The following is a 21,670-nucleotide window of genomic DNA, read 5'->3' as shown; positions in this document are numbered from 1 at the left end:
AGCCTGCGGGTACAAAAGGGGAGGTATAGCACCGTTAGCGAACTGAGTTCTAATCGTGGATGAATTATTTAGATTCGTTAAACAACTCACGGCCGATTAGCATACGGCGGATTTCTGAAGTACCCGCGCCAATTTCATAAAGTTTAGCGTCACGTAGTAAACGACCCGTTGCAAACTCATTGATGTAACCGTTACCGCCTAGCAGTTGGATTGCATCTAATGCCATCTTAGTTGCTAGCTCGGCGCTGTATAAAATGATACCCGCACTGTCTTTACGCGTTGTTTCGCCGCGATCACAAGATGCTGCAACAGCATAAGCGTATGATTTAGCTGCATTCATTTGTGTGTACATGTCGGCGATTTTGCCTTGAATTAGTTGGAACTCACCGATTGATTTACCAAACTGCTGACGGTCGTGAATGTAAGGAACAACGATGTCCATACACGCATCCATGATGCCTAGTGGGCCACCTGTTAGTACTACGCGCTCGTAGTCTAGGCCGCTCATTAATACTTTAACGCCACCGTTTAGCTCGCCAAGAATGTTCTCTTCTGGTACTTCACAGTCTTCAAATACTAATTCACAGGTGTTTGAACCACGCATACCTAGTTTGTCTAGCTTTTGTGCTTGAGAGAAACCTTTGAAACCGCGCTCGATGATGAATGCTGTGATACCGCGTGAACCCGCGTTAACGTCTGTCTTTGCGTAAACTACGTAAGTTTCGGCATTTGGACCATTGGTGATCCACATTTTGTTGCCGTTTAGAATGTATTTATCGCCTTCTTTACGCGCGTGTAGTTTTAATGAAACTACGTCAGAACCCGCGTTTGGCTCACTCATTGCTAGTGCGCCGATGTGCTCACCGCTCACAAGTTTTGGTAAGTATTTTTCTTTTTGTGCTTGGTTACCGTTTTTGTAGATTTGGTTAACACAAAGGTTAGAGTGTGCGCCGTAGCTTAAACCAACAGACGCTGACGCGCGGCTGATTTCTTGCATTGCTACCATGTGGGCTAAGTAACCCATGTCCACACCGCCAAACTCTTCTGAAACGGTAATACCCAATAAGCCCATGTCACCCATTTTGCGCCATAAATCGGCAGGGAATTCGTTGTCTAAATCGATTTGCTCAGCGCGTGGTGCGATTTCGTCGCGAGCAAAGGCGTTAACAGTATCGCGCAACATGTCGATAGTTTCGCCGTGATTGAAATTTAGTGAACTAAATGTAGATAACATAGTGGGCTCCATTGGCTATTTTTAGCTTAATTCTTTTAATTCCGCTCTACAGCGGGTTTCTACCGAGCTTAGCTCCATCAGCACGACGGTGATGTCTTCCATTTGTTGTTGCAGATGTTGTTTCTTTTCATCAATCAACGACAACATGGTGTGTAGCTGCTGAACGCTTGAGCGGTCGGCGTCATATAAGTCGAATAAACGTCTGGTTTCAGCAAGTGAAAAGCCAAGGCGTTTACCGCGTAAAATCAGTTTCAGTCGCACGCGATCTTGCGGGCTGTAAATACGTGTTTGTCCACGGCGGGTTGGTTTCATTAACCCTTGATCTTCGTAAAAGCGAATGCTTCGAGTTGTAACGTCAAACTCTTTTGATAAGTCGCTTATCGAAAATGTTTTTTGTGAATCTATCATGCATAACTCCTGAATTTTTTATACGGTACTTGAAGTTTACGTAAAGGTAAAGTTATTTTTCGTAACTCCAGAACCAATTACCACTTTTGTCTTGTTAGACTAATGGAGATACCTAGTTATTATCAAGCCTAAACAGCAATTTATCTGCCACTCAACACTAAGTCTAATATTTAAGCGGCTCTTTAACGTGTTAGTTATAGTCAACATTGATTAGAAGAATGAGAACAAGAACAATGACTGAGCAACTCGACTATCAAACACTCAAACAACACGCCATCGACGATCCACGAGGCTACTGGGGCGAAGCCGCCAAAGCCATTAGCTGGAATAAAGAAGCCGATGAAATTCTTGATGACAGCAACAAACCTTTTTATCGCTGGTTTAAAGGTGCGGAGCTAAACACCTGTTACAACGCCGTCGATAGACACGTTGAAGATGGTTATGGCGAACAAGCCGCTATTATTTATGATTCACCAGTTACCGACGTAAAATACCAACTGACCTTTAATGAGCTACAAGACAAAGTAGCAAGACTTGCTGGCGCGATGACCAATCTTGGTGTGACGAAAGGCGATACTGTGGTCATTTATATGCCAATGGTCGCTGAAGCCGTAATTGGTATGCTCGCTTGTGCGCGTATTGGCGCGATTCACTCAGTAGTTTTTGGTGGTTTTGCTGCGCCAGAGCTCGCAACACGAATTGATGATGCGAAACCTAAACTAATTCTAAGCGCCTCATGTGGTATTGAACCTAATCGTCTTGTTGCGTACAAGCCACTGCTTGACGAAGCCATCGAGATTGCCGCTAACAAACCAACGCATACAATTATTCTGCAGCGCCCACAGCTGACTGCTGAAATGACTGCTGGTCGTGACGTCGATTGGAACGAAGCTGTTGAAGCTGCTGAGCCTGTGGGCTGTGTTAGTGTTGCGGCGACAGATCCACTCTACATTTTATATACCTCTGGAACCACAGGGCAGCCTAAAGGCGTGGTGCGCGATAACGGCGGTCATGCGGTGGCGCTAGCGTGGTCAATGAAGCACGTTTACAACGTGAAACCAGGCGAAGTGTTCTGGGCGGCATCGGATGTTGGTTGGGTAGTAGGCCATTCTTTTATTTGTTATGGCCCGCTTATCAATCGCTCGACGACGGTAGTATTCGAAGGTAAGCCAATAGGTACACCAGATGCTGGCACATTCTGGCGCATTATTAGTGAATATAATGTGAAAAGCTTCTTTACTGCACCAACGGCATTCCGCGCACTTCGCGGCTGTGATCCTGACGGTGAGTTTATTAAGAAATACGATATTTCATGTCTTAATGCACTATACCTTGCTGGCGAGCGTTGTGACCCAGCAACCTTGCATTGGGCGCAAGACCAATTACAAATTCCTGTGATCGATCACTGGTGGCAAACCGAAACTGGCTGGCCAATGGCGTCTAACTTATTAGGTAGCTGCCCAAGTGAAGTTAAAGCTGGCTCTCCAGCACGTGCCGTACCAGGATACGACGTGCAAATCGTCGATGAATTTGGCGAGCAAGTGCCGCAAGGCCAATCAGGCATGATAGTCGCAAAACTGCCATTACCGCCGGGCACACTGCCAACACTGTGGAATAACAACGAACGTTTCTACGACGCTTATCTAAGCCAAATCGAAGGGTATTACCTAACAGGTGATGCTGGCTATTTAGATGAGGATGATTACCTATTTGTAATGAACCGTATCGATGATGTGATTAACGTAGCAGGGCACCGTTTATCTACTGGCCGCATGGAAGAAGTGATTTGTGATCACCCAAGTGTCGCCGAGGGCGCAGTGATTGGTGTCAACGATGAACTAAAAGGCGAATTGCCATTAGCGTTAGTTGTATTAAGTAGTGGCAACAACAAATCAGCCGAAGAAGTGAGCAAAGAGTTAGTATCATTGGTGCGTGAACAAGTTGGCGCAGTAGCGGCGTTTAAGCGTGTGCACTGTGTTGAGAAATTGCCAAAGACTCGCTCAGGTAAAATTCTTCGAGCCACTATGAAGAAAATGGCCAACGGCGATGAGTTTGTTGTGCCAGCGACAATCGAAGATGAGTCAGTGTTAGAAACGTTGTCGGCGGTGTTGTAGGTTAGTGTTGTTAAATATTGCTGGTTACTTACCTAACCAGCAATATTTACATGCCTTCTAAATTTCTAATTTCTTTTTTCTATGGTTATGCAATAGCTTCCAAGCCTTTCTTTTCGGCGAGAGAAAGCATTTTCAATGCCGCGCCTCTTGGTTTGCTTTCACCTTGTTCCCATTTTTTCACTAACTTATCACTGACATTTAGATACTGCGCAAAGACAGGCTGTGAAAGGTTGTTTTTCTTTCGAAGCGATTTTACTTGTTCCGGCGTAAATTCATGTATTGTGGTTAGACATAGGGCATCAAACTTTCTCATAGTTGTTTTGCTGATAGCTCCTGAATCTTGCAAGCCTTTCGCTGTGTCATGAACTGCCTTTAGAATGTCACTCATCATTTACCTACCTTAATCAATTCACCATCTTTTACTAGTTGGTTAATCTCTTTCTCTTCAAACGCTAAAATCTCTTTTGCTAACTCTTTTAATGCCAGTTTTTCTTTAGCATTGATATTTGCTCTATCACTTTTCGCAAAGGCATACAGGAAAAAATATCTGTCTCCAATGACTGCGCCGACAATTGTACGGTAGCCACCACTTTTACCTTTATTACCTGAGGCAATACGTTTTTTATAAAGGTTACCACCTAAGTCCGCATCGAAAAGACCATCGCTCATTTCCAAGCAAGCAGTGATTAGATCATTGTCCGATATAGTTTCTTTTTTAGTTAAAGAAGCAAAAACTCTGGTTTTGTAAATCAAAGTATACTCCATTAGGGTATGTTTTCAACGTTTAACAAAGGCGGTTATCCAGCTCGCTTGGCCGCAAACTGGGGATAATTCACTTTGATAACTTAGCGTAGACTATGATCTGAAGTGTTGTTTTTGATTATGTGAAAATTGATAGAAGCAGCTTTAATAACAGTGCTACCTCAATTTTATTATTCTTCTAATTGATCTTATTTACGCAAACAACTTTGCTAAATAAGCGACGTTTGGGGTAGTTGACGATTAGTTCGAAGCTATCAGAGTCATTAAAAACTAACTGATATTGATTGGCTGATAGTTCGCAAAAGCTCGTTAATAAATAGCTGTGATAAAACGGCGTAAAGCTGTAGTTGCCAACAATTTTAAAGTCCTTATTTAATACAACAATCTCGCATCCTTCCTCGAACGGGCAATCCCAATTTATGAGCAGTAGGAAGTAATTGGGCAGTTCAAACTGCTTTTCAATAACATAGCCAGATACCTTTAAATTTAACTTTTCACCATTGAAGTGCAGGGCTGACTTTAACGGCCTGTTTTCGTAGTCACCCTGATGCTTTTCAATGGTGAAGTTATCAATGGTTATCACTGAGTTTCCTTGGTTTTTATTTGTTGGTTAATGATGTCCAATGAATCCATTTGATTTCGTATCGATTGTGGGCGTTAAAGCTCAGCAATTATTTTTATTTGCTGAGCTTTATTGGGAAGTGAAATTGTAATACTTTAAAAATCAAAGAGAATTTTTTGGGTGTCCCTTTTTCTCAATGCGGAAGAATGAAGAAAATTTAGTGTAGGGAGAGATTGAATTTTTTAATCAATCGTGGCTGTTAAAATTGAATAAAAAAGCTCAGTAATTATTGTTAATTACTGAGCTTTTTGTTTGTTACAGTCGTAAAGGGTTAAAAATCATAGAGAAATTTGTGGGTGTCCTTTTTTTCACTAATATACCCTCGATAGCTCTAACGCCTAAATCAGGTGCGCCGTAGGCGTCACCTGGATTTACTTGTTAGGTGTTTTTCTCCGGGGCATCCTTTTCCATTCATTGAGATCTAATTCTTCTCGCAAATCTTCTAACTCAAATCTTACTTTAGGGCTAATAAATGCTCCGCAAGTCTTCCCCTCTGGCAACATCTCATTAGCCTTGTTTTTAAACTGAGTTAAGGTTTTAGATACTACAAATACATCAAAAAGCTTTTCAGGATCAGCGCCATGGTCATTAATTAAGTGCTTGATAAATCTATAGCTTTCAAAGATGCTCAGTTCTTTTTTATGTTTAAGTTTTTCATTAGTTTCAGAGATAAGTTGTTCTGAGTTCTGGGGACTTACATTTATTAGAAGGTTTTCCGAGTAATCTTTTAAAGCGCTTGCAACATCTTCTAAGTTACCTAGTTGCCTAGCTAATGATTTTAAGTTGGATTCAGAGGATCTATTTGATAAATATTTAGCAAAAAGTCCTGACCATTGCTCTCTTAGCCATGAAGAGATGTCATCAAATTTTTCAAACTCTCTGACTAGATTGTTTCTTCTCTGTAAGTGAATAGAATCTAAAAGTTTAAAGATATTTACGCTATCTACATGAGCATATTTTATAGATGTATTTTCTCTATTTTCTTTATAGGTTTGATATTCTGCGGAAACCCCTTTGTCTACAAATATATATATTGGCAGATCTAGTTTTTTAGCTGTCTCATATTCTTTTCGCGTAATCGAGTTGAAGTGATGATAGTGTTTTTCTAGTTCATCTTCAGGTAATGAGTTTTCTTCATTCGAAACAGAGGAACCATATCTACCACCAATAATGAGAACAAATATATGACATGTTTCTATTTCTTTGTAGCATGATTCGTCTAATGGATCTTGATGATCGAAAGGGATGTCGCCACTTTCAAACAATACTGATTCATAGCCTAGATCAGAAACAAATCTCTCAATACTGTTGCGAATATGTTTTAAATCATAATAAGTTGAACTAATGAATATTCTTGGCTTTGCCATTTTCTATTTATCTTTCCTTTGAGGTACTATGTTGCACGAAATTTGATTGAACACCTAACAGTGTATTTATCACGCATGCACAATAAAAACAGCACGCTATTTTTTAAATTGCCCACAAATCTAATAATAAAACGATTTTAAGTCAAAGCTTTAAATTCTAACGTTGTAATTTTTGTCGGTTTTTTCTCTTGGAGAAAGTGAACATTGCGTCATACATTGAACGCCTGTGCAATGTATGACGCAGGAGATTTTTATAAATTCTCATTAAATCAAAACATTAAAAGTGACGAACTGTGGAAAGAGTGCATCAAACTGCGCAACATTCACAAACGAATGATGATGCAACCCACTTTGACTCATTAACGTGTAATTCCCCCAATAATGAGTTAGATTACTCCCCAACAGTGATCAACATCGATTTAGATACAAGGAACATTATGTCATTTTTCAAGAAGGTTTTATCGTCGGTAGGCATTGGTAGTGCTAAGGTGGATACCATTATTCACAATCCAGAAGTGGCGCCGACACAGGTGTTGTCGGGAACGGTACAGGTTGATGGTGGTTCGACGCAGCAGCATATTAATCACATCAAAATTCACGTGTGTTGTAATTACTTTAGCGAAGAAACTTACACCGATGATGATGACAACGAGCACGAGCGTATTGTTGAGCACACGGCGGTGTTAGCGTCTTATCAAGTATCTGACAGCTTTGATGTTGAAGAAGGGCAGCAACTTAACTTCGATTTTGAAATTCCATTACCAGCCAACACGCCGTTATCACTTGGTCAGTCACGTGTGTGGGTTGATACCGATTTAGACATCGATTACGCGCTGGATAAATCAGACAAAGATATGCTGCATGTGGTGCCAAACGAGCGTCAAAACGCAGTGCTGGTGGCGATGAGTCAGCTTGGTTTTGCCTTAGGTGAAGTTGAGAACGAAGCGAGTAACGCGCTGGGTGGTCACTTTGTGCAAGAGTTTGAATTTAACGCTCATTCTGGTGATTTCAGAGGCCGTGTCGATGAAGTTGAAATGTTGATGGTTAATCACGACGATTCGCTAGAGCTGATGGTCGAAGTTGATCGCAAGGCGAAAGGTATCAGCGGTTTCTTCGCATCGATGATTGGCCGTGATGAAACTAAGTTATGGGTTGAAATTCATGACTACGACTTAGATGCGGTAACCGATGTGCTGCACGGCGCAATTGATGAGCACTGCTAAGCAATAATAGCTATAAAGAAGGCTGTAGGCACTAATCATAAAAAATACTTGTCCAGTTTTCGGTTGTGATGAGTTATGAACCAAGGCTATCCTTAACATTAAGCTGTTAAGTGATAGCCTTTTCTTTTTCTGACAAGCGTGTGCTGAGTATAAGATGTTAGTGACCCAACCACAGTTAATCGATGATTTTTATAAAGCACTATGTGAACGCCAGCCTAGTTATGTGGGTAGCTTTTATGTGGCGGTAAAAACGACCTCGATTTTTTGTATTGCGACCTGTCATGCCCGTAAACCCAAGAAAGAAAATGTCGATTTTTATACCTCGATTGACGATGTGGTTAAGGCGGGCTTTCGTCCCTGTAAGGTGTGTAAACCGCTAGAAAAAGCCAATGAAATGCCGCTGATGGTGAAACGCGCGGTGGAGTTGGTTAAAACGGATTTAACCCAAAAAGTAAAAGATACCGATTTAAAAGCCAATGGCATTACGCCTGAAACAGTGCGCCGTTGGTTTAACAAACACTATGGCATGACGTTTCAGTCTTATGCCCGAATGATGCGAATGAATAATGCGATGAAAGAATTAGATAATGGTAAAAAGGCGATAGATACGGCCTTTGACAGTGGCTATGAGTCGTTGAGTGGTTTTAACGAAGCCTTTAAGAAGATGACAGGACATTCGCCGAATAATGAAGATGGCAAAACCATTATCTTGATTGATCGTTTAACCACGCCTATCGGTCCGATGTTTGTGTGTGCAACCGCGCAAGGGGTGTGTTTAATCGAGTTTGTCGATCGCAAAAACTTAAAGCAAGAATTTGAAGAATTACAACAACGTCTTGATGGTGTGATGATGGCGGGGGAGAACGAGCATATCAAGCAAGCGAAAGCTGAGCTTGCTGAGTATTTCGCGGGCAGTCGCCAGCAGTTTGATTTAACCCTTTATACGCCATCAACCGCCTTTCGTGAGTCTGTGTGGCAAGGGCTGCGCGAGCTGGAATATGGCACCACGACAAGTTATCTGCAGCAGGCAGTCAAATTAGGTAACGAGAAAGCCATTCGTGCGGTTGCTAGCGCTAATGGTCAAAACCGTATTGCTATTGTTATTCCTTGTCATCGCGTTATTGGTAAAGACGGCAGTCTCACGGGGTACGCTGGTGGCCTTGCCCGCAAGAAGTGGTTGTTAGAGCACGAAGCTAAGTTCCTCAGTCAATAATATTTTCAGTAACACTTTGTAATATCTTTGCGCCACAAAGGTAGTGAGATTTTTGGTCAGATTGGTAGAATACGCCATCACTTTCAATCCATTACTTTGCTTGTGGCCGAGAAAACAAAAATTATCCTCAATGCATTTGTACGCAAGTGTTTTGATGCCTATTTATTAAAAGCCATTATCCGCGATAGCGGAGCACACTTGTCGCGCAAGGGGCGTTCTCGCAATTGGATGCTTATTGCAGATGCCAAGCAAATAGCCAAGATTATCAGTGATGTAGAAGCTGCTGACCAGCCAAGTTGGCTATGGTTTGCCAAGTTGTTGCGAGAGCAAAAGCAATCGCTGACCCAACAAGAATTACTTAATTTGGTTAAGCTAAATCCAGCAATTTCTACTAATCAGCTTATCGCGCTAACAGATTGTACGTTGGCTCAGGCTCGTCAGGTTCTCGATGAAGCCGAATGGATGGATGATTGAAACTAATTCAAATAAAACAATAACTAAGGTTCTATCTATGCTTAATAGAAAACTGGGTATTTCACTGATTGCAACCAGTGTGGTTGCTATTACGTCCGGTTGTGCGACGACTAGTCAGCCAACGTCACAAGCGTTGACAGTTAGCGATTATCAACGCGCTGAACGTCAATTGCGTTCTCACACTAATAAGTTAGTTTACGGCACTGTTGAAGCCAGCAAATGGCTTGGTGATAACCGTTTACTGTATCGTACGTCTGTAAAAGGCGGTCATGAGTTTGTGATTGCTGATGCTGCTAAAGGCACTAAAGCAGCGGCGTTTGATCACGCGGCTATTGCTAGTGCATTGTCAAACGATGAAAAGTCTTACACGGCGACAACTCTGCCATTTAAATCATTTAAGTTTAGCGACGAAGGTAAATCGATTGCATTTCGCCTTGGCAAAACGTCGATGGAATGTCAGCTAGCACCAGTCAGTTGTGATAAGGCTGATAAGAAGCACTATGTTGCTGGTCAGGTAGTATCACCTGATGGTAAAAAAGCGGCGTTTATTAAAGACAACAACTTGTGGTTACTTGATGTCGCTAGCGGCAAGAAAACACAGCTAACTAAAGATGGCGTTGAAGACTTTGGTTACGGCACCAATAACGCTGGTTGGATCCGTTCTAAAACACCAGTGATGATGTGGTCGCCAGATTCTAAGAAAATCGCTACCTTCCAACACGATGGCCGCAAAGTAAAATCTATGCACTTGGTAACGACCAACGTTGGTCATCCAACACTTGATAGCTGGAAATATCCACTGCCGGGTGACGAGCATACATTCATGCTTGAGCGCGTGATTATCGATGTTGATAGCAAAAAAGTGGTTCGTTTAAAAGACGCGCCGGATTATCAACGTTCTACTGTAACTGACCACGTATACAGCCGCGGTAAGATGTTAGACGTGCAATGGAACAAGGCGAGTGACTCACTAGCTTATGTTTCAGTATCACGCGATCACAACCATGCGACACTAAAAGTTGCCGATGCTAAGACTGGTAAGGTTGCAACGATTCTTGATGAGAAGGCGAGCACGTTCTTCGAATCTGGTAAAGGCAAAGCCAACTGGTTCTTCTTACCAAAATCTAATGAAGTTATCTGGTTCTCGCAGCGCAGCGATTGGGGCCATTTATATCTGTACGATTTAGGCACTGGCACACTTAAGAATGCCGTGACTGAAGGTAACTGGAATGTATTACAAGTTCGTGCTATCGATGAGAAAAACCGCGAGCTTTACTTCACTGGCGCTGGCCGTGAAAAAGGTGACCCGTATTTCCAATATTTCTACAAAGCGAAATTCGACGGTAGCGAGTTAACGTTGTTAACACCAGAGCAGGGCGATCACAGCGTTAAGTTAAGTGAAGATCGCAGCTACTTTGTTGATTCTTACTCAACACCAAGCGTGCCAGCGACAAGCGTTATTCGTAACATCGATGGCAAAGTGGCTGTTGCATTAGAAAAATCAGACATCAGTGCGCTTCAAGCAACTGCATGGCGCGCGCCAGAAGCCTTTGTGGTTAAAGATCGCGACGGTAATTTCGATATTCACGGCTTGATGTACAAACCATCAAACTTTGATCCAACTAAGAAATACCCTGTAATTAACTACCTATACCCAGGCCCACAAACTGGTAGTATCGGTTCACGTTCGTTTGTTGCATCACGTGGCGATAAGCAAGCAATGGCTGAGCTTGGCTTTATCTTGATTGAGATTGATGCTCTAGGCACACCAATGCGCTCTAAGAAGTTCCACGAGTTCTACTTTGGCGATATGGGCGATAGCGGTGTTCCAGATCAAGTGTCTGCAATTAAGCAACTTGGTGCGAAATACAACTGGCTTGATTTAGATCGCGTTGGTATTTGGGGACACTCAGGTGGTGGTTTCGCTTCGACAAACGCTATCTTACGCTACCCTGATTTCTACAAAGTGGCAGTATCTGGTGCTGGTAACCACGACAACCGCAACTACGCAGATGCGTGGGGCGAAAAGTGGCAGGGCATGTTCAAGAAGAACGAAGATGGCACCACTAACTACGACAACCAATCAAACCCGTTATTTGTTGATGGTTTAAAAGGTAAGTTGTTACTTGCTCACGGCACATTAGATGACAACGTTCCACCGTTTAACACGCTAATTGTGGTTGATGCGCTAATCAAGGCTAACAAAGACTTTGATTTATTAATGCTGCCAAACCGCCGTCACGGCATGGCACGTGAACCGTACATGATGCGTAAGCGTTGGGATTACTTTGTTGAGCACCTAATGGGTGTTAAACCACCAAAAGAGTTTAAGTTTGGTGAGCAAAAGTAATTATCATTGAGTGTTAATGATATGATGAAACGCGCGGCTTAAGCCGCGCGTTTTTATTTGAGGTGACGAATTTGTTTAAACATCATTTATTAAAACTTGCCACCACCGCACTCGATGAGCTAAATGAGTCTTCGGCTAATGATCCGGTGAGCGAAAGTCATTATTTAAGTCTGTGGGTGACTCAAGCCATTAAGCAAAAACGCTTTGATGTGTGCTTGTCTCAGCAGCTTAAAGAGTGGCAGCAAAGTGCACGCACCTTGGGACAAGGGGCAAATCTTAAACAGCAATTCATGTCGATTAAGCGTGATATTGAACATGTCGATAGTTTTAGTGCTGGCGTTAATAAATCGGTGATTGAAGCGCTTCTTAGTGATATCGAAGCAAGCGATTGGCAAGTGAGTTATCAACTTATTGGTCGAAAAAAGTTGTCGGTGAAAATGCAGCAGTCGTCTTCATTGGTGATTGACAGTGATAGTTTTGACAAGGCATTTGATGATAGCGGTCGATTTATCTCCGAACTTTTCATATATCTTAGAGGCGATAAGGCGCAGTTTTTTAAGCGAGCTTATGAGCTAGGTGTATTGTGTTATAAGCTCAGTGATTACAAGTCAAACGTCAAATTTCACGGTCAGTTTGTGATAGCGCCTGATAATAATTATCCAAGCTTGCCTGAGTCTTTTTAAGATTTTGAGGTGGCTTGGCTATAGAATAACGTGATAGAGTCAAATTGATGAAATAAACGACAGGGCGTTAGTGAGTAGCAAGATGGTAAGAGCGATTGGCATTTTTATAATCGGGTTGATTTACCAAAGCGATGCGCTTGCGACTGACTATGAGTTTATTTGGAATCCTTATTGCCCTTATACGTGTGATGCCAAATTAGAAAACGGCAAAGAGGGCGTGGCCATTGATATAATCCGCGCCGTTTTTAAAGACTCTGAGCATACCGTTTCATTCAAACGCATCGACAGCTGGCTTAGGGCTAAGCGACTGGTCAAATCAGGCATGAGCGACGGCATGGCCTTTACGTTTTATCAGCATGATAAAACCGAAAATGGTTACCTAACGCCAGAAACACCGATGCTTATGGTCAAAGGCATTGCGTATTTATCCCTTCCAAAAAATCAGATGACTCCATTTCGGGTGACTGATGTTGCTAGATTTAATGCCATCGGTAATTATTATGGCGCGGTGAATTCAAATCGCCGTCTAGCGCGATACCTTGCTGAAAATCCTCATAAAACCATTTATGTCACAGGATCTAATATCTTAAAACGCGTGCGGGAAATGCTTGATATTGGCCGTATCGACATTTGGTTAGACAGCCCAGATTTACTTAACTATATGGTGACTAAATACCCGCAATACGCGGTAAGTACCTCAGCAACAGGTAACACGGAATACGCCGGCATGCTGTTTGATGAAAGCAAACCACAGAGTAAGGCATTGGCAAAAATGATGGATGAAGGAATCGTTAAACTGCGTAAAAGCGGTGAACTAGAAAAGATTCTCGCGCGTTATGGTATGCCAGATCGAATGGCAAAACCTGTAAAATAAATAGGGCTAAGAAATATGGCGTCCCCGGCAGGATTCGAACCTGCGACTTCCAGCTTAGGAGGCTAGCACTCTATCCAGCTGAGTTACGGGGACTTTTTCAGCAATTAATTGATAAATTACACGAGAATAGAAATTGATTCTAGTGCTGAAATTGCGTTAAGTAAGGCTATGGTTTTAATGAAACGATGGCATCGTTTTGAATATCACCGTAGAGCGGGCTGTCTTTTGCCTCAGCTTCTAAATGATTGTCATACAATGTTTTGATAACCAAAGTTGTCGGGTTAACTTGCGTCGATTGGCGTAAGATACCGCGATCATCAGTAAATTGAGTCGCGTGATGTACCATCAATTCGTTACCAACCATCAAGCCGTGGCGCTTACCTAAATTTACCGTCACAAATCTATCATTAACCTTAATGACTTGTCCGCGCAGGTTTTGGCACTGCAGAAAGATGTTTAAGTCATTAGTCACTTGCTTAAGTTGATTGGTTATAGATTCACCGTATACATTTGACCAAAACTCCTGTGTTGCAGGGTCGATTTTTTCCCGCTGGTCGAAGGTCCATGGCGCTTGGGTGGTATAGCGTTTATGCCACACCTTCTCGCCAGTTAAACCATCAAACAAGGTATAGGTAGCAATATATTGACGCAGTGGATTGTTATTGGCGATGCCAAACCATTTAGATGTCGGGCGGGCGATAGACACATCTTTGACTTCGCCGCTCAATAGATATTGGCTATCGGTTTGTGCTGCTAGTAATTGCGGCGCCGACATATTTGATTGGTCAGTCACAAAAGGCTGGTAATTTGGGGCAATTACTTGGTTAATTGGTAATAGTTGACTTACGCCGTAGCTACCATTGAATGATGACATCTGCTCAAACAGTTGATAAGCCGCTTCGCTGCCTAGCTCAAAAATACCGCCGACGACAGCTTGCTGTCTGTTACGGAGGGGGAATTTTGTTAGCGCGACATATTTCTTGGTATTAGACGCGTGGCAAGATGTTTTACTTGCCACGATATCGGCGCGGATGTGGACAATCATCGTATCATCGACGATTTCTTCGCTAATGAGTAATAAATCTCTGACGCTGCCGCTTGAGCGAACTTCAAACCGATCTGAGCTTAGTAAGCCGTTAGAAAGTTGACTGATAGAATTAACTTGTGCACCTGTAAAGAGCAGGGTGTGTTTTATCGCATCTTGCACCGCCATATTACGGGCAATATCTTCATCACCATTAACAATAGGTGCGCGTCCTTTGGCGTCATACCACTGCGCGGCAACATTGGTGCTAATGGTTAATAATAAACAGCTTAAGAGTGCGATAGCTTTCATAACAATTACTCGTTAATGATACGACGAGGCATAGCTGTCGAGTTGTAAAGCAAGTAGAGGTTTTTATAATCGAGCTCTAATTCGGTGGCATAGATTTCGTCGCTAACTGGATAGCTCTTGATCACTTTAGCGCCGCGAATAAGTCCTTGGACTGAGGCATTAAGCGATGAGTTAGCCACCATTAGCTCAGACAATTGTGTTTGCCCGTCAATTTGATGGCCGTGAACCTGCGCTGTTAATTCGCGGTAGGCTTCAAGCTTCGATGCTTTTATCGCTTGTAATATGCGCTCGGTTTTATTCTCGCCCATTTGGCTATTAATTGGGGCATAACCAGTAGCGTAAAACTTGGCGAATTCTTTAGGTGCTTCTTGGTAGTATTTAACTTGCGATGACGATGTGCAGCCCCAAAGTAAAACGGTAGTGACTATCGCGGTTAATAATCTCAACATCATTTTCTCCTTGTGCAGGCTTAGGCAGAAATATAGCCACTAGACGCTGAACCAGCGCGTGTTTTACCTTTGGCGTTATACGTCATGGCATTGCCACTGCGTTTTTGAATAAGTGCCCCTTGTAGTCGCTCGATACTATTGATGCTTAACTCGATGGCTTTGCCATTGGCGAGATTTTTAGTATGGCACTGGGCTAAGAGGTCGGTAATTTCATCTTTAAGCGCTAACGCTGATTCGCTTTGTGGAATTTGCTCAGCGTAGGATGACAGTTCAACATCGATGGTTTCGAGTTGCTGCATAAGATGTTGTTTGCTTTGAGCTAGTGATGCGATGAGCTCGTGATCGCGCTCGACAAGAGATTGGGTTTCGTCGTTAAGCAGCTTATCAAGCTGCTTAACGTGTGTTAACTGAAGAGTTAATAAAGACAGTAGTTTTTCATTATTCATTTAAAAGATCTTCTCTAGATCTCCCTCGAATTTTGCCAAGTTTGCTGCCAATTTATCTGGGTCAACTTTGTATTCACCTGCTGCAATAGCTTTGCGGATACTTTCAACCTTCTCTTGGTTTACCGAGGAAGTATTGTTTAACTTCTCTCGAATGTTATGCAACTGCTGTGCCTGTTGTGTCAAAGATACTGAATCTTTTGCTTCTGGCTTAGCCTGTGCCGCTGTTTGCGCTTGTTGTTGCACATTTTGCTGCTTTACCTGATCGGTTTTTGACTGTGCTTGACTTTTCAATTTGTCAAGTTGTTGACTATGATTGCCTGCTAGTTTGTTTATATCCAATGCCATAATAGCCTCTACTATTAATATTCCTCTTCAAAACCTCTATCGGCGGGGCTTTAAGAAACTTTAGCGTTTTTTTAAATTTATTTCTGCGTGGCCTACTGCAACCACAGTCGCTTCGATGATTCTACCAGAACTATTGTTTTTGATGGAAATTTTTTGGCCGCGACTGCCGTCATTTAAGGCAACCCCTGTAGATTTAATCTGCAGTGAGCCATTTTTTGCAGTGATATTTACTTGCTCGTCTTTACACACCATACAGATGAGATTAGCCAGCAACGGGCGTCCACCTTGGATGTAACGCTTAACTTTAGAGCCAGCGATATCTTCGATTTTATAGACAACAGGGCCAACGACCATTGATGTGTCGACATATTCAATGACTAAGTTTTGGACTGTCAGTAGCTCGCCAACGGCAAGGTTTTGCCGAGCTGTAACCACTGGGCTTAACGTTTTAACTTGTACAGGCACGAAAATTCGCCATGCATTTGGGCAAGAAACACTGACTGTGTTGTTGCGTCTAATACCTCGCTTCGACGACAGGGCTATTGCCAAATTATTGCCACAAGATGTCAGCTTTTTTCTTCTATCGATGGGGGAAATAGTAATTTCTGATTTTTTATCGGGTGATTGTTCGATTTTTCCTTTAATATAGGCATGTATTTGGTTTTCTATTTTTTCGTGAACAGACATTGTGTTAGCGGCAACATTTTTTGCTAAAACAAACGCAAAGACGGCCGATAGAAAGATTAGGAAACGTGGTATTTGCATATAATGCTTAATTTGATTACTTTGTTTGACACTATTCATAAGTCACTATATTTTATTTAATTAATCATTGTATTAAATGTATTGTTCGTAGACATGGTAGGTAGCTTGTGCAGGCCACAATAACATTCATGGATGAATCTAGCATAAACGAACCCTTTTCTCTAACTGTCTATTATATGGAGCTATTATGGCCGGTGTCCTGGATTCAGTAAATCAAAGAACGCAACTTGTAGGACAAAATCGATTGGAGCTATTGCTGTTTAAGCTCAACGGTATGCAGCGCTATGGCATTAACGTATTTAAGGTTAAGGAAGTTCTCCAATGTCCTCGTCTTACTTCATTACCTAACCTTGCGCGAGAAGTTCGCGGCATAGCTCATATTCGCGGTGAAACCATTTCTGTTATCGATTTAAGTATGGCCACTGGTGGCCGTATGATCGATGATATCGAAAACCGCTTCATTATTATTACAGAGTACAATCGCTCAATTCAGGGCTTTTTGGTGGATTCTGTTGAACGCATTATCAACCTCAATTGGGAACAAATCATGCCGCCGCCAGAAGGGTCGGGTAAAACCAACTATCTAACAGCGGTAACTGAAGTCGATAATGGCATGGTGGGAATTCTTGACGTTGAGAAGATCTTAATGGAAGTTGCTCCACCAGAAGACGAAATGACCGATGAGGTGCTGGAAGATGCAAAAGCTATTGTTAAAGGCACTTCTAAGAAGATTATGATCGCCGATGACTCTATGGTAGCGCTTAATCAAATAAAACGCGCGTTAACGCCGCTTGGTCTTGAAATTGTCGAAGCTAAGAATGGACGTTTAGCGTTGGATAAGCTGTTAGAAATCAGCGAAGAGTGTGAAGAATCAATTACAGAACAAATTGGTTTGCTTATTTCAGATATTGAAATGCCAGAGATGGATGGCTATACATTAACTTCTGAAATTCGTACTAAAGACAAATTGAAAGACCTACGTGTGATCCTTCATACTTCTCTTAGTGGCGTATTCAACCAAGCGATGGTTGATAACGTTGGCGCCGATGATTTTATTGCCAAGTTCAATCCGGATGATTTAGCGGGCGCGGTTGAACGAAATATTAACATCTTACATTCTGAGCCTGCTCGGGACATAACGAGTGAATAAAGCAGATTTAACACCTCAAGAATACACGGAATTTTGTAAATTTTTAGAGAAGCACTGCGGTATTGTGCTTGGCGCGAGTAAGCAGTATTTAGTGCGCAGTCGTTTATCACCTCTGTTAAGTGAAACAAATTGTGAGTCGTTATCGCAGCTAGTTAAAAAGGCGATGATGATTCACGAACGTGCATTGCGCTCTACCGTTATCGATGCGATGACTACCAATGAAACACTGTGGTTTAGAGATAAATATCCATTTGATATTTTGACTACGCGTTTGTTGCCAGAATTTTCGAAAGTTGGCCGACCATTGAAAATTTGGTCGGCGGCAAGCTCGTCAGGGCAGGAGCCTTATTCTATTGCCATGACCTGCTTAGAGTATAAAGAAAAGAACCCTGGCGCATTAAAATTTGGTTTTGAAATATTGGGTACTGACATTTCTGACAGTATGTTGGCGCATTGTAATAAGGGTGAGTACGATAAATTAGCGCTGTCGCGTGGTTTGTCGCCTGAGCGCTTACGCAAGTTCTTTAATCCATCGTCAGATAATTGTTATGTGATTAAGGATGAAGTGAAACGTCATGTGAAGTTTCGCTCGTTTAATTTACTCGACAATTTCGCGCTACTCGGTCGTTTTGACATTGTTTTTTGTCGTAACGTGCTTATTTATTTCTCGCCGGAAGTGAAGCGGCAAATATTCGCCAACTTTGCCAAGGTGACAAATAAAGAAGGCTATTTAATGCTTGGCGCATCAGAATCTATCAATGGTTTAACTGATGATTTCAAGATGAACCGCTGTTCGTCAGGCATCGTTTACCAAGCTGTTTAAACCGTAATTCATTTCCAAAAAGGGCATCTATTATTGCCCTTTTTTTATATCTTCTTCATATTGGCACATCGCTTGCTTTTATCTCTACAAACCGTAACAGAGACAAAAATATGGCGATTTCATTTGAAAAGGCACTGGGTATTTCCCAATACACAGTAGGTGTGCGTTCAAGACGTGCCGAAATGTTGGCGAGTAACATCGTTAATGCCGACACTCCGCATTACAAAGCGCGTGATTTAGATTTTGCCACCGCTATGAAATCCGCTAAACAAAACTTGTCGACTAGTATGGCGAGAACACACGATAAACATTTTAATATCACCACTAAAGATACTTCTGGTGAGGCTTTTCGCGTGCCAACACAGCCTGATACTGGCGATGGAAATACGGTAGATGTACAAGTGGAACGAAACTTGTATATGCAAAATGCATTAGAGTATCAATCGAGCTTGCAATTCTTAGGCGGCAAGTTCAAAAGCTTAAGATTAGCTATTAAAGGAACAGGATCATGAGTTTATATAATATCTTTGATGTCGCTGGTTCTGGCATGAGCGCACAGTCGTTGCGTTTAAATGTAACCGCATCAAATTTGGCCAATGCTAACAGTGTTAGCAGCAGTGCTGAGCAGACATACCGCGGTCGTCATCCAGTTTTTGCCGCCGAAATGCAAAAAGCTGCCGCAGGGCAACAGGAAGAATCGGTTAAGGTTAAAGTGCTGGGTATTGTAGAAGATAAAGATCCACTCAAGATGGAATACAACCCTAATCATCCAATGGCTGATCAAGACGGATACATCTATAAACCAAACGTTAATGTGATGGAAGAAATGGCCAATATGATTTCAGCTTCACGTTCATATCAAACCAATGTTCAAGTAGCAGATGCGGCAAAGCAAATGCTAATGAGAACATTACAACTTGGCAGATAGGAGAGACTAAATGACTACAGTAAACACAGGTAATGCTTATTTAGACTCTCTGCGAGTTAAAGAAGAGCCTTATAAAGTTGACGATGGCTCTAACCAAACGCTCAACCAAGAAGATTTCTTTAAGTTGTTAACACAGCAGTTATCACAGCAAGATCCGTCAAAGCCAGTTGATAATGATCAGATGCTGTCGCAAATGGCGTCTATTAGTACCGTAGAAGGTATTAATACCATGACTAAAGAGTTCGAGAACTTGAATACGGTAATGACGTCATCGCAGGCGTTACAAGCATCGACGCTAGTTGGTCAGAAAGTACTTATTCCTACAAATGTGTCAAATAAACCAGCCAATGAAGGAGTTGATGCAGTAATTAGTATGCCAGCATCTTCAAGTGGTGATGTCATCGTTAATGTTGAGAACGAAGCTGGCGAGTTAATTCGCACAATCAACATCGGTAAACAAAATCCGGGTAACAACGAATTTTCTTGGGATGGCAAAGACAATGATGGCAACCAAGTAAAAGAAGGTAATTATACCATTAAGGCCACTGGTACTGTAGATGGTGAAAAACAAGATTTAGCCGTATCAACTTATAGTCATGTATCAAGTGTAAATCTTGGCAATGGCAGCAACGGCGTTATTTTAAATTTAAGAGGGCTCGGCAATATTTCGCTATCTGAAGTATTAGCGGTTGCCGAAAGTTAATCTAAGAAGAGGATTCGAACATGTCTTTTAATATTGCACTCAGTGGTATCTCAGCAGCGAAGAAGGATCTCGATGTTACTGCAAATAACATTGCTAACGTAAACACTATTGGTTTTAAAGAATCTCGCGCAGAGTTTGCCGATGTATACGCCTCTTCTTTATTTACTAACTCAAGTACTAAAGCGGGTGACGGTGTAACTACGGCGCAAGTGGCGCAGCAGTTCCATCAAGGTAGTTTATCATTTACTAATAACGCGTTAGATTTAGCGATTACAGGTCCAGGCTTTTTTGTTACTTCTGATGGTTTAGATTCTAAAGATCTAACTTTTACTCGTGCTGGTGCCTTTAAGCTTAACAATGAAAACTTTATCGTTGATTCTAACGGCAATTATTTACAAACTTACCCTGTAAATAATGACGGTACATCGGCTGCCATTAATTTGACATCGACATCAGGTATGCAAATTCCTGAAACTGCAGGTGTGCCGGTTAAGACGGGTATGGTGAACATGGCGGCTAACTTACCGGCGAACGCGACAGGCAAAACGGTTGCAAACTTTGATATTTCAGATCCAGCGACTTACAACCACTCAACTTCCATTACTATTTACGATTCCTTGGGTGAAGCACATGTTCAAACTAGTTATTTTGTAAAAGATGATACTGCGCCGAATCAATGGGCGATGTTCACGGCAGTTGACGGTAAAAAAGTTGATGCTGTAGCGCCGACCACTAACCTAACTGCTGCAACAGCGGGTACTAATCATGTTGGTGCGGTGGTTAACTTCACTAATAGCGGTGTTTATCAACAGCCTGCGAATCCTGATATTGTATTAGAGCCGCTAGGTACTCCAGGTGCAGGTGTTTATAGCTCTGGTGCTGATGGTACGCAAAACGTTAATGTGCGTCTTGAAGGGCCAACGCAGTTCTCTTCAGGTTTTGAGGTAACTTCTCTTGAGCAAGATGGTTTAACGGTTGGTCGATTAACTGGTGTTGAAATTGGCCCAGACGGACTGGTGAAAGCGACATACAGTAATGGTAGTTCACAACCTCTTGGCCGTGTTGCTATGGCGCGCTTTAGAAATGAGCAAGGCTTAACGCAAATCGGTAATACTTCTTGGAAAGCGAGTCAAGGTTCTGGCGAGCCATTAGCTGGTGAAGGTGATAGCGGCACATTTGGTACTATTAAGTCTGCCGCCCTAGAGCAAGCAAACGTTGACTTAACTACTGAATTAGTTGATTTGATTGCTGCACAGCGTAACTTCCAAGCCAACTCTCGTGCACTAGAGGTTAACCAAACCTTGTCACAAACTATCTTACAAATCAGATAATTAATCTGATTACCTAAGGCGCTTTTACCTGTGGTTTAAGCGCCTTCTTTCCTACAATTATCATTTCTTA

Annotated in this window: 24 protein-coding genes and 1 tRNA gene; 13 read left to right on the top strand and 12 right to left on the bottom strand. The window is 42.2% G+C overall.

The genetic code is table 11. The features are described 5' to 3' along the window. Nucleotides 1-64: 64 nt before the first annotated feature. Nucleotides 65-1,234: an isovaleryl-CoA dehydrogenase gene (locus MHM98_RS02085; protein WP_239437549.1), complete on the bottom strand. Its 1,170-nt coding sequence runs from the start codon at nucleotides 1,232-1,234 to the stop codon at nucleotides 65-67. A 21-nt stretch (nucleotides 1,235-1,255) separates the two neighbouring features. Then, nucleotides 1,256-1,642 (bottom strand): MerR family DNA-binding transcriptional regulator, encoded by a 387-nt coding sequence (locus MHM98_RS02080; protein ID WP_239437547.1) that lies wholly within the window; start codon nucleotides 1,640-1,642, stop codon nucleotides 1,256-1,258. Between the two features lie 233 nt (nucleotides 1,643-1,875). Between MHM98_RS02080 and MHM98_RS02075 the strand changes: the two genes are divergently transcribed. Beyond that, nucleotides 1,876-3,756 carry a propionyl-CoA synthetase gene (locus MHM98_RS02075; RefSeq protein ID WP_239437545.1) on the top strand — a complete coding sequence of 627 codons (1,881 nt, stop codon included), beginning with the start codon at nucleotides 1,876-1,878 and terminating at the stop codon, nucleotides 3,754-3,756. Nucleotides 3,757-3,841: 85 nt separating this feature from the next. Here the strand turns inward: MHM98_RS02075 and MHM98_RS02070 are convergent, their stop codons facing one another. The 4 genes from MHM98_RS02070 to MHM98_RS02055 all read right to left on the bottom strand — a co-directional run bounded on the left by MHM98_RS02070 (nucleotide 3,842) and on the right by MHM98_RS02055 (nucleotide 6,507). Then, nucleotides 3,842-4,147 (bottom strand): DNA-binding transcriptional regulator, encoded by a 306-nt coding sequence (locus tag MHM98_RS02070; RefSeq protein WP_239437543.1) that lies wholly within the window; start codon nucleotides 4,145-4,147, stop codon nucleotides 3,842-3,844. After that, complete coding sequence (locus MHM98_RS02065; protein WP_239437541.1) at nucleotides 4,144-4,509, bottom strand: type II toxin-antitoxin system RelE/ParE family toxin; 366 nt, start codon at nucleotides 4,507-4,509, stop codon at nucleotides 4,144-4,146. The genes MHM98_RS02070 and MHM98_RS02065 overlap by 4 nt, the downstream gene beginning before the upstream one ends. A 187-nt stretch (nucleotides 4,510-4,696) precedes the next feature. Further along, nucleotides 4,697-5,101: a hypothetical protein gene (locus tag MHM98_RS02060; protein WP_239437540.1), complete on the bottom strand. Its 405-nt coding sequence runs from the start codon at nucleotides 5,099-5,101 to the stop codon at nucleotides 4,697-4,699. Nucleotides 5,102-5,511: 410 nt separating this feature from the next. Further along, the gene (locus MHM98_RS02055; RefSeq protein WP_239437539.1) at nucleotides 5,512-6,507 is read right to left on the bottom strand and encodes a DUF4062 domain-containing protein; all 996 of its coding nucleotides are present in this window, start codon (nucleotides 6,505-6,507) and stop codon (nucleotides 5,512-5,514) included. Nucleotides 6,508-6,800: 293 nt separating this feature from the next. Between MHM98_RS02055 and MHM98_RS02050 the strand changes: the two genes are divergently transcribed. The 6 genes from MHM98_RS02050 (at nucleotide 6,801) to MHM98_RS02025 (ending at nucleotide 13,324) form a co-directional block, all read left to right on the top strand. After that, nucleotides 6,801-7,730: a sporulation protein gene (locus MHM98_RS02050; RefSeq protein ID WP_239437538.1), complete on the top strand. Its 930-nt coding sequence runs from the start codon at nucleotides 6,801-6,803 to the stop codon at nucleotides 7,728-7,730. 154 nt (nucleotides 7,731-7,884) lie between these two features. Next, nucleotides 7,885-8,943, top strand: coding sequence for a methylated-DNA--[protein]-cysteine S-methyltransferase (locus MHM98_RS02045; protein ID WP_239437537.1), 1,059 nt, complete (start codon nucleotides 7,885-7,887; stop codon nucleotides 8,941-8,943). Nucleotides 8,944-9,045: 102 nt separating this feature from the next. Beyond that, nucleotides 9,046-9,417: a ribosome recycling factor family protein gene (locus MHM98_RS02040; RefSeq protein ID WP_239437536.1), complete on the top strand. Its 372-nt coding sequence runs from the start codon at nucleotides 9,046-9,048 to the stop codon at nucleotides 9,415-9,417. A gap of 37 nt (nucleotides 9,418-9,454) precedes the next feature. Next, complete coding sequence (locus MHM98_RS02035) at nucleotides 9,455-11,767, top strand: DPP IV N-terminal domain-containing protein (RefSeq protein WP_239437535.1); 2,313 nt, start codon at nucleotides 9,455-9,457, stop codon at nucleotides 11,765-11,767. Nucleotides 11,768-11,838: 71 nt separating this feature from the next. Beyond that, nucleotides 11,839-12,450 carry a DUF2913 family protein gene (locus tag MHM98_RS02030; protein WP_239437534.1) on the top strand — a complete coding sequence of 204 codons (612 nt, stop codon included), beginning with the start codon at nucleotides 11,839-11,841 and terminating at the stop codon, nucleotides 12,448-12,450. Between the two features lie 82 nt (nucleotides 12,451-12,532). Then, entirely contained in the window at nucleotides 12,533-13,324 is a 792-nt protein-coding gene (locus tag MHM98_RS02025; RefSeq protein WP_239437532.1) for a transporter substrate-binding domain-containing protein, read from the top strand. Between the two features lie 16 nt (nucleotides 13,325-13,340). Here MHM98_RS02025 and MHM98_RS02020 read toward each other — a convergent pair. The 6 genes from MHM98_RS02020 to flgA all read right to left on the bottom strand — a co-directional run bounded on the left by MHM98_RS02020 (nucleotide 13,341) and on the right by flgA (nucleotide 16,587). Beyond that, nucleotides 13,341-13,417, bottom strand: a tRNA-Arg gene (locus MHM98_RS02020). Nucleotides 13,418-13,490: 73 nt separating this feature from the next. Then, a complete protein-coding gene (locus MHM98_RS02015; RefSeq protein ID WP_239437530.1) occupies nucleotides 13,491-14,660 on the bottom strand; it encodes a flagellar assembly protein T N-terminal domain-containing protein in 1,170 nt (389 codons plus the stop codon). A gap of 5 nt (nucleotides 14,661-14,665) precedes the next feature. After that, nucleotides 14,666-15,109 (bottom strand): LPP20 family lipoprotein, encoded by a 444-nt coding sequence (locus tag MHM98_RS02010; RefSeq protein WP_239437529.1) that lies wholly within the window; start codon nucleotides 15,107-15,109, stop codon nucleotides 14,666-14,668. 20 nt (nucleotides 15,110-15,129) lie between these two features. Then, entirely contained in the window at nucleotides 15,130-15,555 is a 426-nt protein-coding gene (locus tag MHM98_RS02005; protein ID WP_239437526.1) for a flagellar protein FlgN, read from the bottom strand. Further along, nucleotides 15,556-15,900, bottom strand: coding sequence for a flagellar biosynthesis anti-sigma factor FlgM (flgM, locus tag MHM98_RS02000; protein ID WP_239437525.1), 345 nt, complete (start codon nucleotides 15,898-15,900; stop codon nucleotides 15,556-15,558). A gap of 60 nt (nucleotides 15,901-15,960) precedes the next feature. Then, nucleotides 15,961-16,587: a flagellar basal body P-ring formation chaperone FlgA gene (gene flgA / locus MHM98_RS01995; protein WP_275441367.1), complete on the bottom strand. Its 627-nt coding sequence runs from the start codon at nucleotides 16,585-16,587 to the stop codon at nucleotides 15,961-15,963. Nucleotides 16,588-16,852: 265 nt separating this feature from the next. Between flgA and MHM98_RS01990 the strand changes: the two genes are divergently transcribed. The 6 genes from MHM98_RS01990 to flgE all read left to right on the top strand — a co-directional run bounded on the left by MHM98_RS01990 (nucleotide 16,853) and on the right by flgE (nucleotide 21,600). After that, entirely contained in the window at nucleotides 16,853-17,815 is a 963-nt protein-coding gene (locus MHM98_RS01990) for a chemotaxis protein (protein WP_239437523.1), read from the top strand. Continuing rightward, on the top strand, nucleotides 17,808-18,638 hold the full coding sequence (locus MHM98_RS01985; RefSeq protein ID WP_239437522.1) for a protein-glutamate O-methyltransferase CheR: 831 nt from the start codon (nucleotides 17,808-17,810) through the stop codon (nucleotides 18,636-18,638). The genes MHM98_RS01990 and MHM98_RS01985 overlap by 8 nt, the downstream gene beginning before the upstream one ends. A gap of 110 nt (nucleotides 18,639-18,748) precedes the next feature. Then, nucleotides 18,749-19,150 (top strand): flagellar basal body rod protein FlgB, encoded by a 402-nt coding sequence (gene flgB, locus MHM98_RS01980; RefSeq protein ID WP_239437520.1) that lies wholly within the window; start codon nucleotides 18,749-18,751, stop codon nucleotides 19,148-19,150. Continuing rightward, nucleotides 19,147-19,566, top strand: coding sequence for a flagellar basal body rod protein FlgC (gene flgC / locus MHM98_RS01975; protein ID WP_239437519.1), 420 nt, complete (start codon nucleotides 19,147-19,149; stop codon nucleotides 19,564-19,566). The genes flgB and flgC overlap by 4 nt, the downstream gene beginning before the upstream one ends. A 10-nt stretch (nucleotides 19,567-19,576) precedes the next feature. Beyond that, the gene (locus tag MHM98_RS01970; protein ID WP_239437518.1) at nucleotides 19,577-20,269 is read left to right on the top strand and encodes a flagellar hook assembly protein FlgD; all 693 of its coding nucleotides are present in this window, start codon (nucleotides 19,577-19,579) and stop codon (nucleotides 20,267-20,269) included. A 20-nt stretch (nucleotides 20,270-20,289) separates the two neighbouring features. Next, nucleotides 20,290-21,600, top strand: a complete 1,311-nt coding sequence (flgE, locus tag MHM98_RS01965) for a flagellar hook protein FlgE (protein ID WP_239437517.1) — start codon at nucleotides 20,290-20,292, stop codon at nucleotides 21,598-21,600. Nucleotides 21,601-21,670: the final 70 nt, after the last annotated feature.

Source organism: Psychrobium sp. MM17-31, from assembly GCF_022347785.1.
Taxonomy (GTDB): Bacteria; Pseudomonadota; Gammaproteobacteria; order Enterobacterales; family Psychrobiaceae; genus Psychrobium.
Note: the sequence above shows the minus strand (reverse complement) of the source record. Positions and strands in the feature narration are given on the sequence as shown.

Bases quoted from the DNA above. Each gene is read 5' to 3' on its own strand.
- flgM (WP_239437525.1), bottom strand. From the start codon at position 15,900: ATGGCATTGGATATAAACAAACTAGCAGGCAATCATAGTCAACAACTT.
- MHM98_RS02055 (WP_239437539.1), bottom strand. From the start codon at position 6,507: ATGGCAAAGCCAAGAATATTCATTAGTTCAACTTATTATGATTTAAAA.
- MHM98_RS02005 (WP_239437526.1), bottom strand. From the start codon at position 15,555: ATGAATAATGAAAAACTACTGTCTTTATTAACTCTTCAGTTAACACAC.
- MHM98_RS01990 (WP_239437523.1), top strand. From the start codon at position 16,853: ATGGCCGGTGTCCTGGATTCAGTAAATCAAAGAACGCAACTTGTAGGA.
- flgE (WP_239437517.1), top strand. From the start codon at position 20,290: ATGTCTTTTAATATTGCACTCAGTGGTATCTCAGCAGCGAAGAAGGAT.
- MHM98_RS02045 (WP_239437537.1), top strand. From the start codon at position 7,885: ATGTTAGTGACCCAACCACAGTTAATCGATGATTTTTATAAAGCACTA.
- MHM98_RS02070 (WP_239437543.1), bottom strand. From the start codon at position 4,147: ATGATGAGTGACATTCTAAAGGCAGTTCATGACACAGCGAAAGGCTTG.
- flgC (WP_239437519.1), top strand. From the start codon at position 19,147: ATGAGTTTATATAATATCTTTGATGTCGCTGGTTCTGGCATGAGCGCA.
- flgA (WP_275441367.1), bottom strand. From the start codon at position 16,587: ATGTCTGTTCACGAAAAAATAGAAAACCAAATACATGCCTATATTAAA.
- MHM98_RS02025 (WP_239437532.1), top strand. From the start codon at position 12,533: ATGGTAAGAGCGATTGGCATTTTTATAATCGGGTTGATTTACCAAAGC.
- MHM98_RS02075 (WP_239437545.1), top strand. From the start codon at position 1,876: ATGACTGAGCAACTCGACTATCAAACACTCAAACAACACGCCATCGAC.
- MHM98_RS02010 (WP_239437529.1), bottom strand. From the start codon at position 15,109: ATGTTGAGATTATTAACCGCGATAGTCACTACCGTTTTACTTTGGGGC.
- MHM98_RS02015 (WP_239437530.1), bottom strand. From the start codon at position 14,660: ATGAAAGCTATCGCACTCTTAAGCTGTTTATTATTAACCATTAGCACC.
- flgB (WP_239437520.1), top strand. From the start codon at position 18,749: ATGGCGATTTCATTTGAAAAGGCACTGGGTATTTCCCAATACACAGTA.
- MHM98_RS01970 (WP_239437518.1), top strand. From the start codon at position 19,577: ATGACTACAGTAAACACAGGTAATGCTTATTTAGACTCTCTGCGAGTT.
- MHM98_RS02080 (WP_239437547.1), bottom strand. From the start codon at position 1,642: ATGATAGATTCACAAAAAACATTTTCGATAAGCGACTTATCAAAAGAG.
- MHM98_RS02035 (WP_239437535.1), top strand. From the start codon at position 9,455: ATGCTTAATAGAAAACTGGGTATTTCACTGATTGCAACCAGTGTGGTT.
- MHM98_RS02085 (WP_239437549.1), bottom strand. From the start codon at position 1,234: ATGTTATCTACATTTAGTTCACTAAATTTCAATCACGGCGAAACTATC.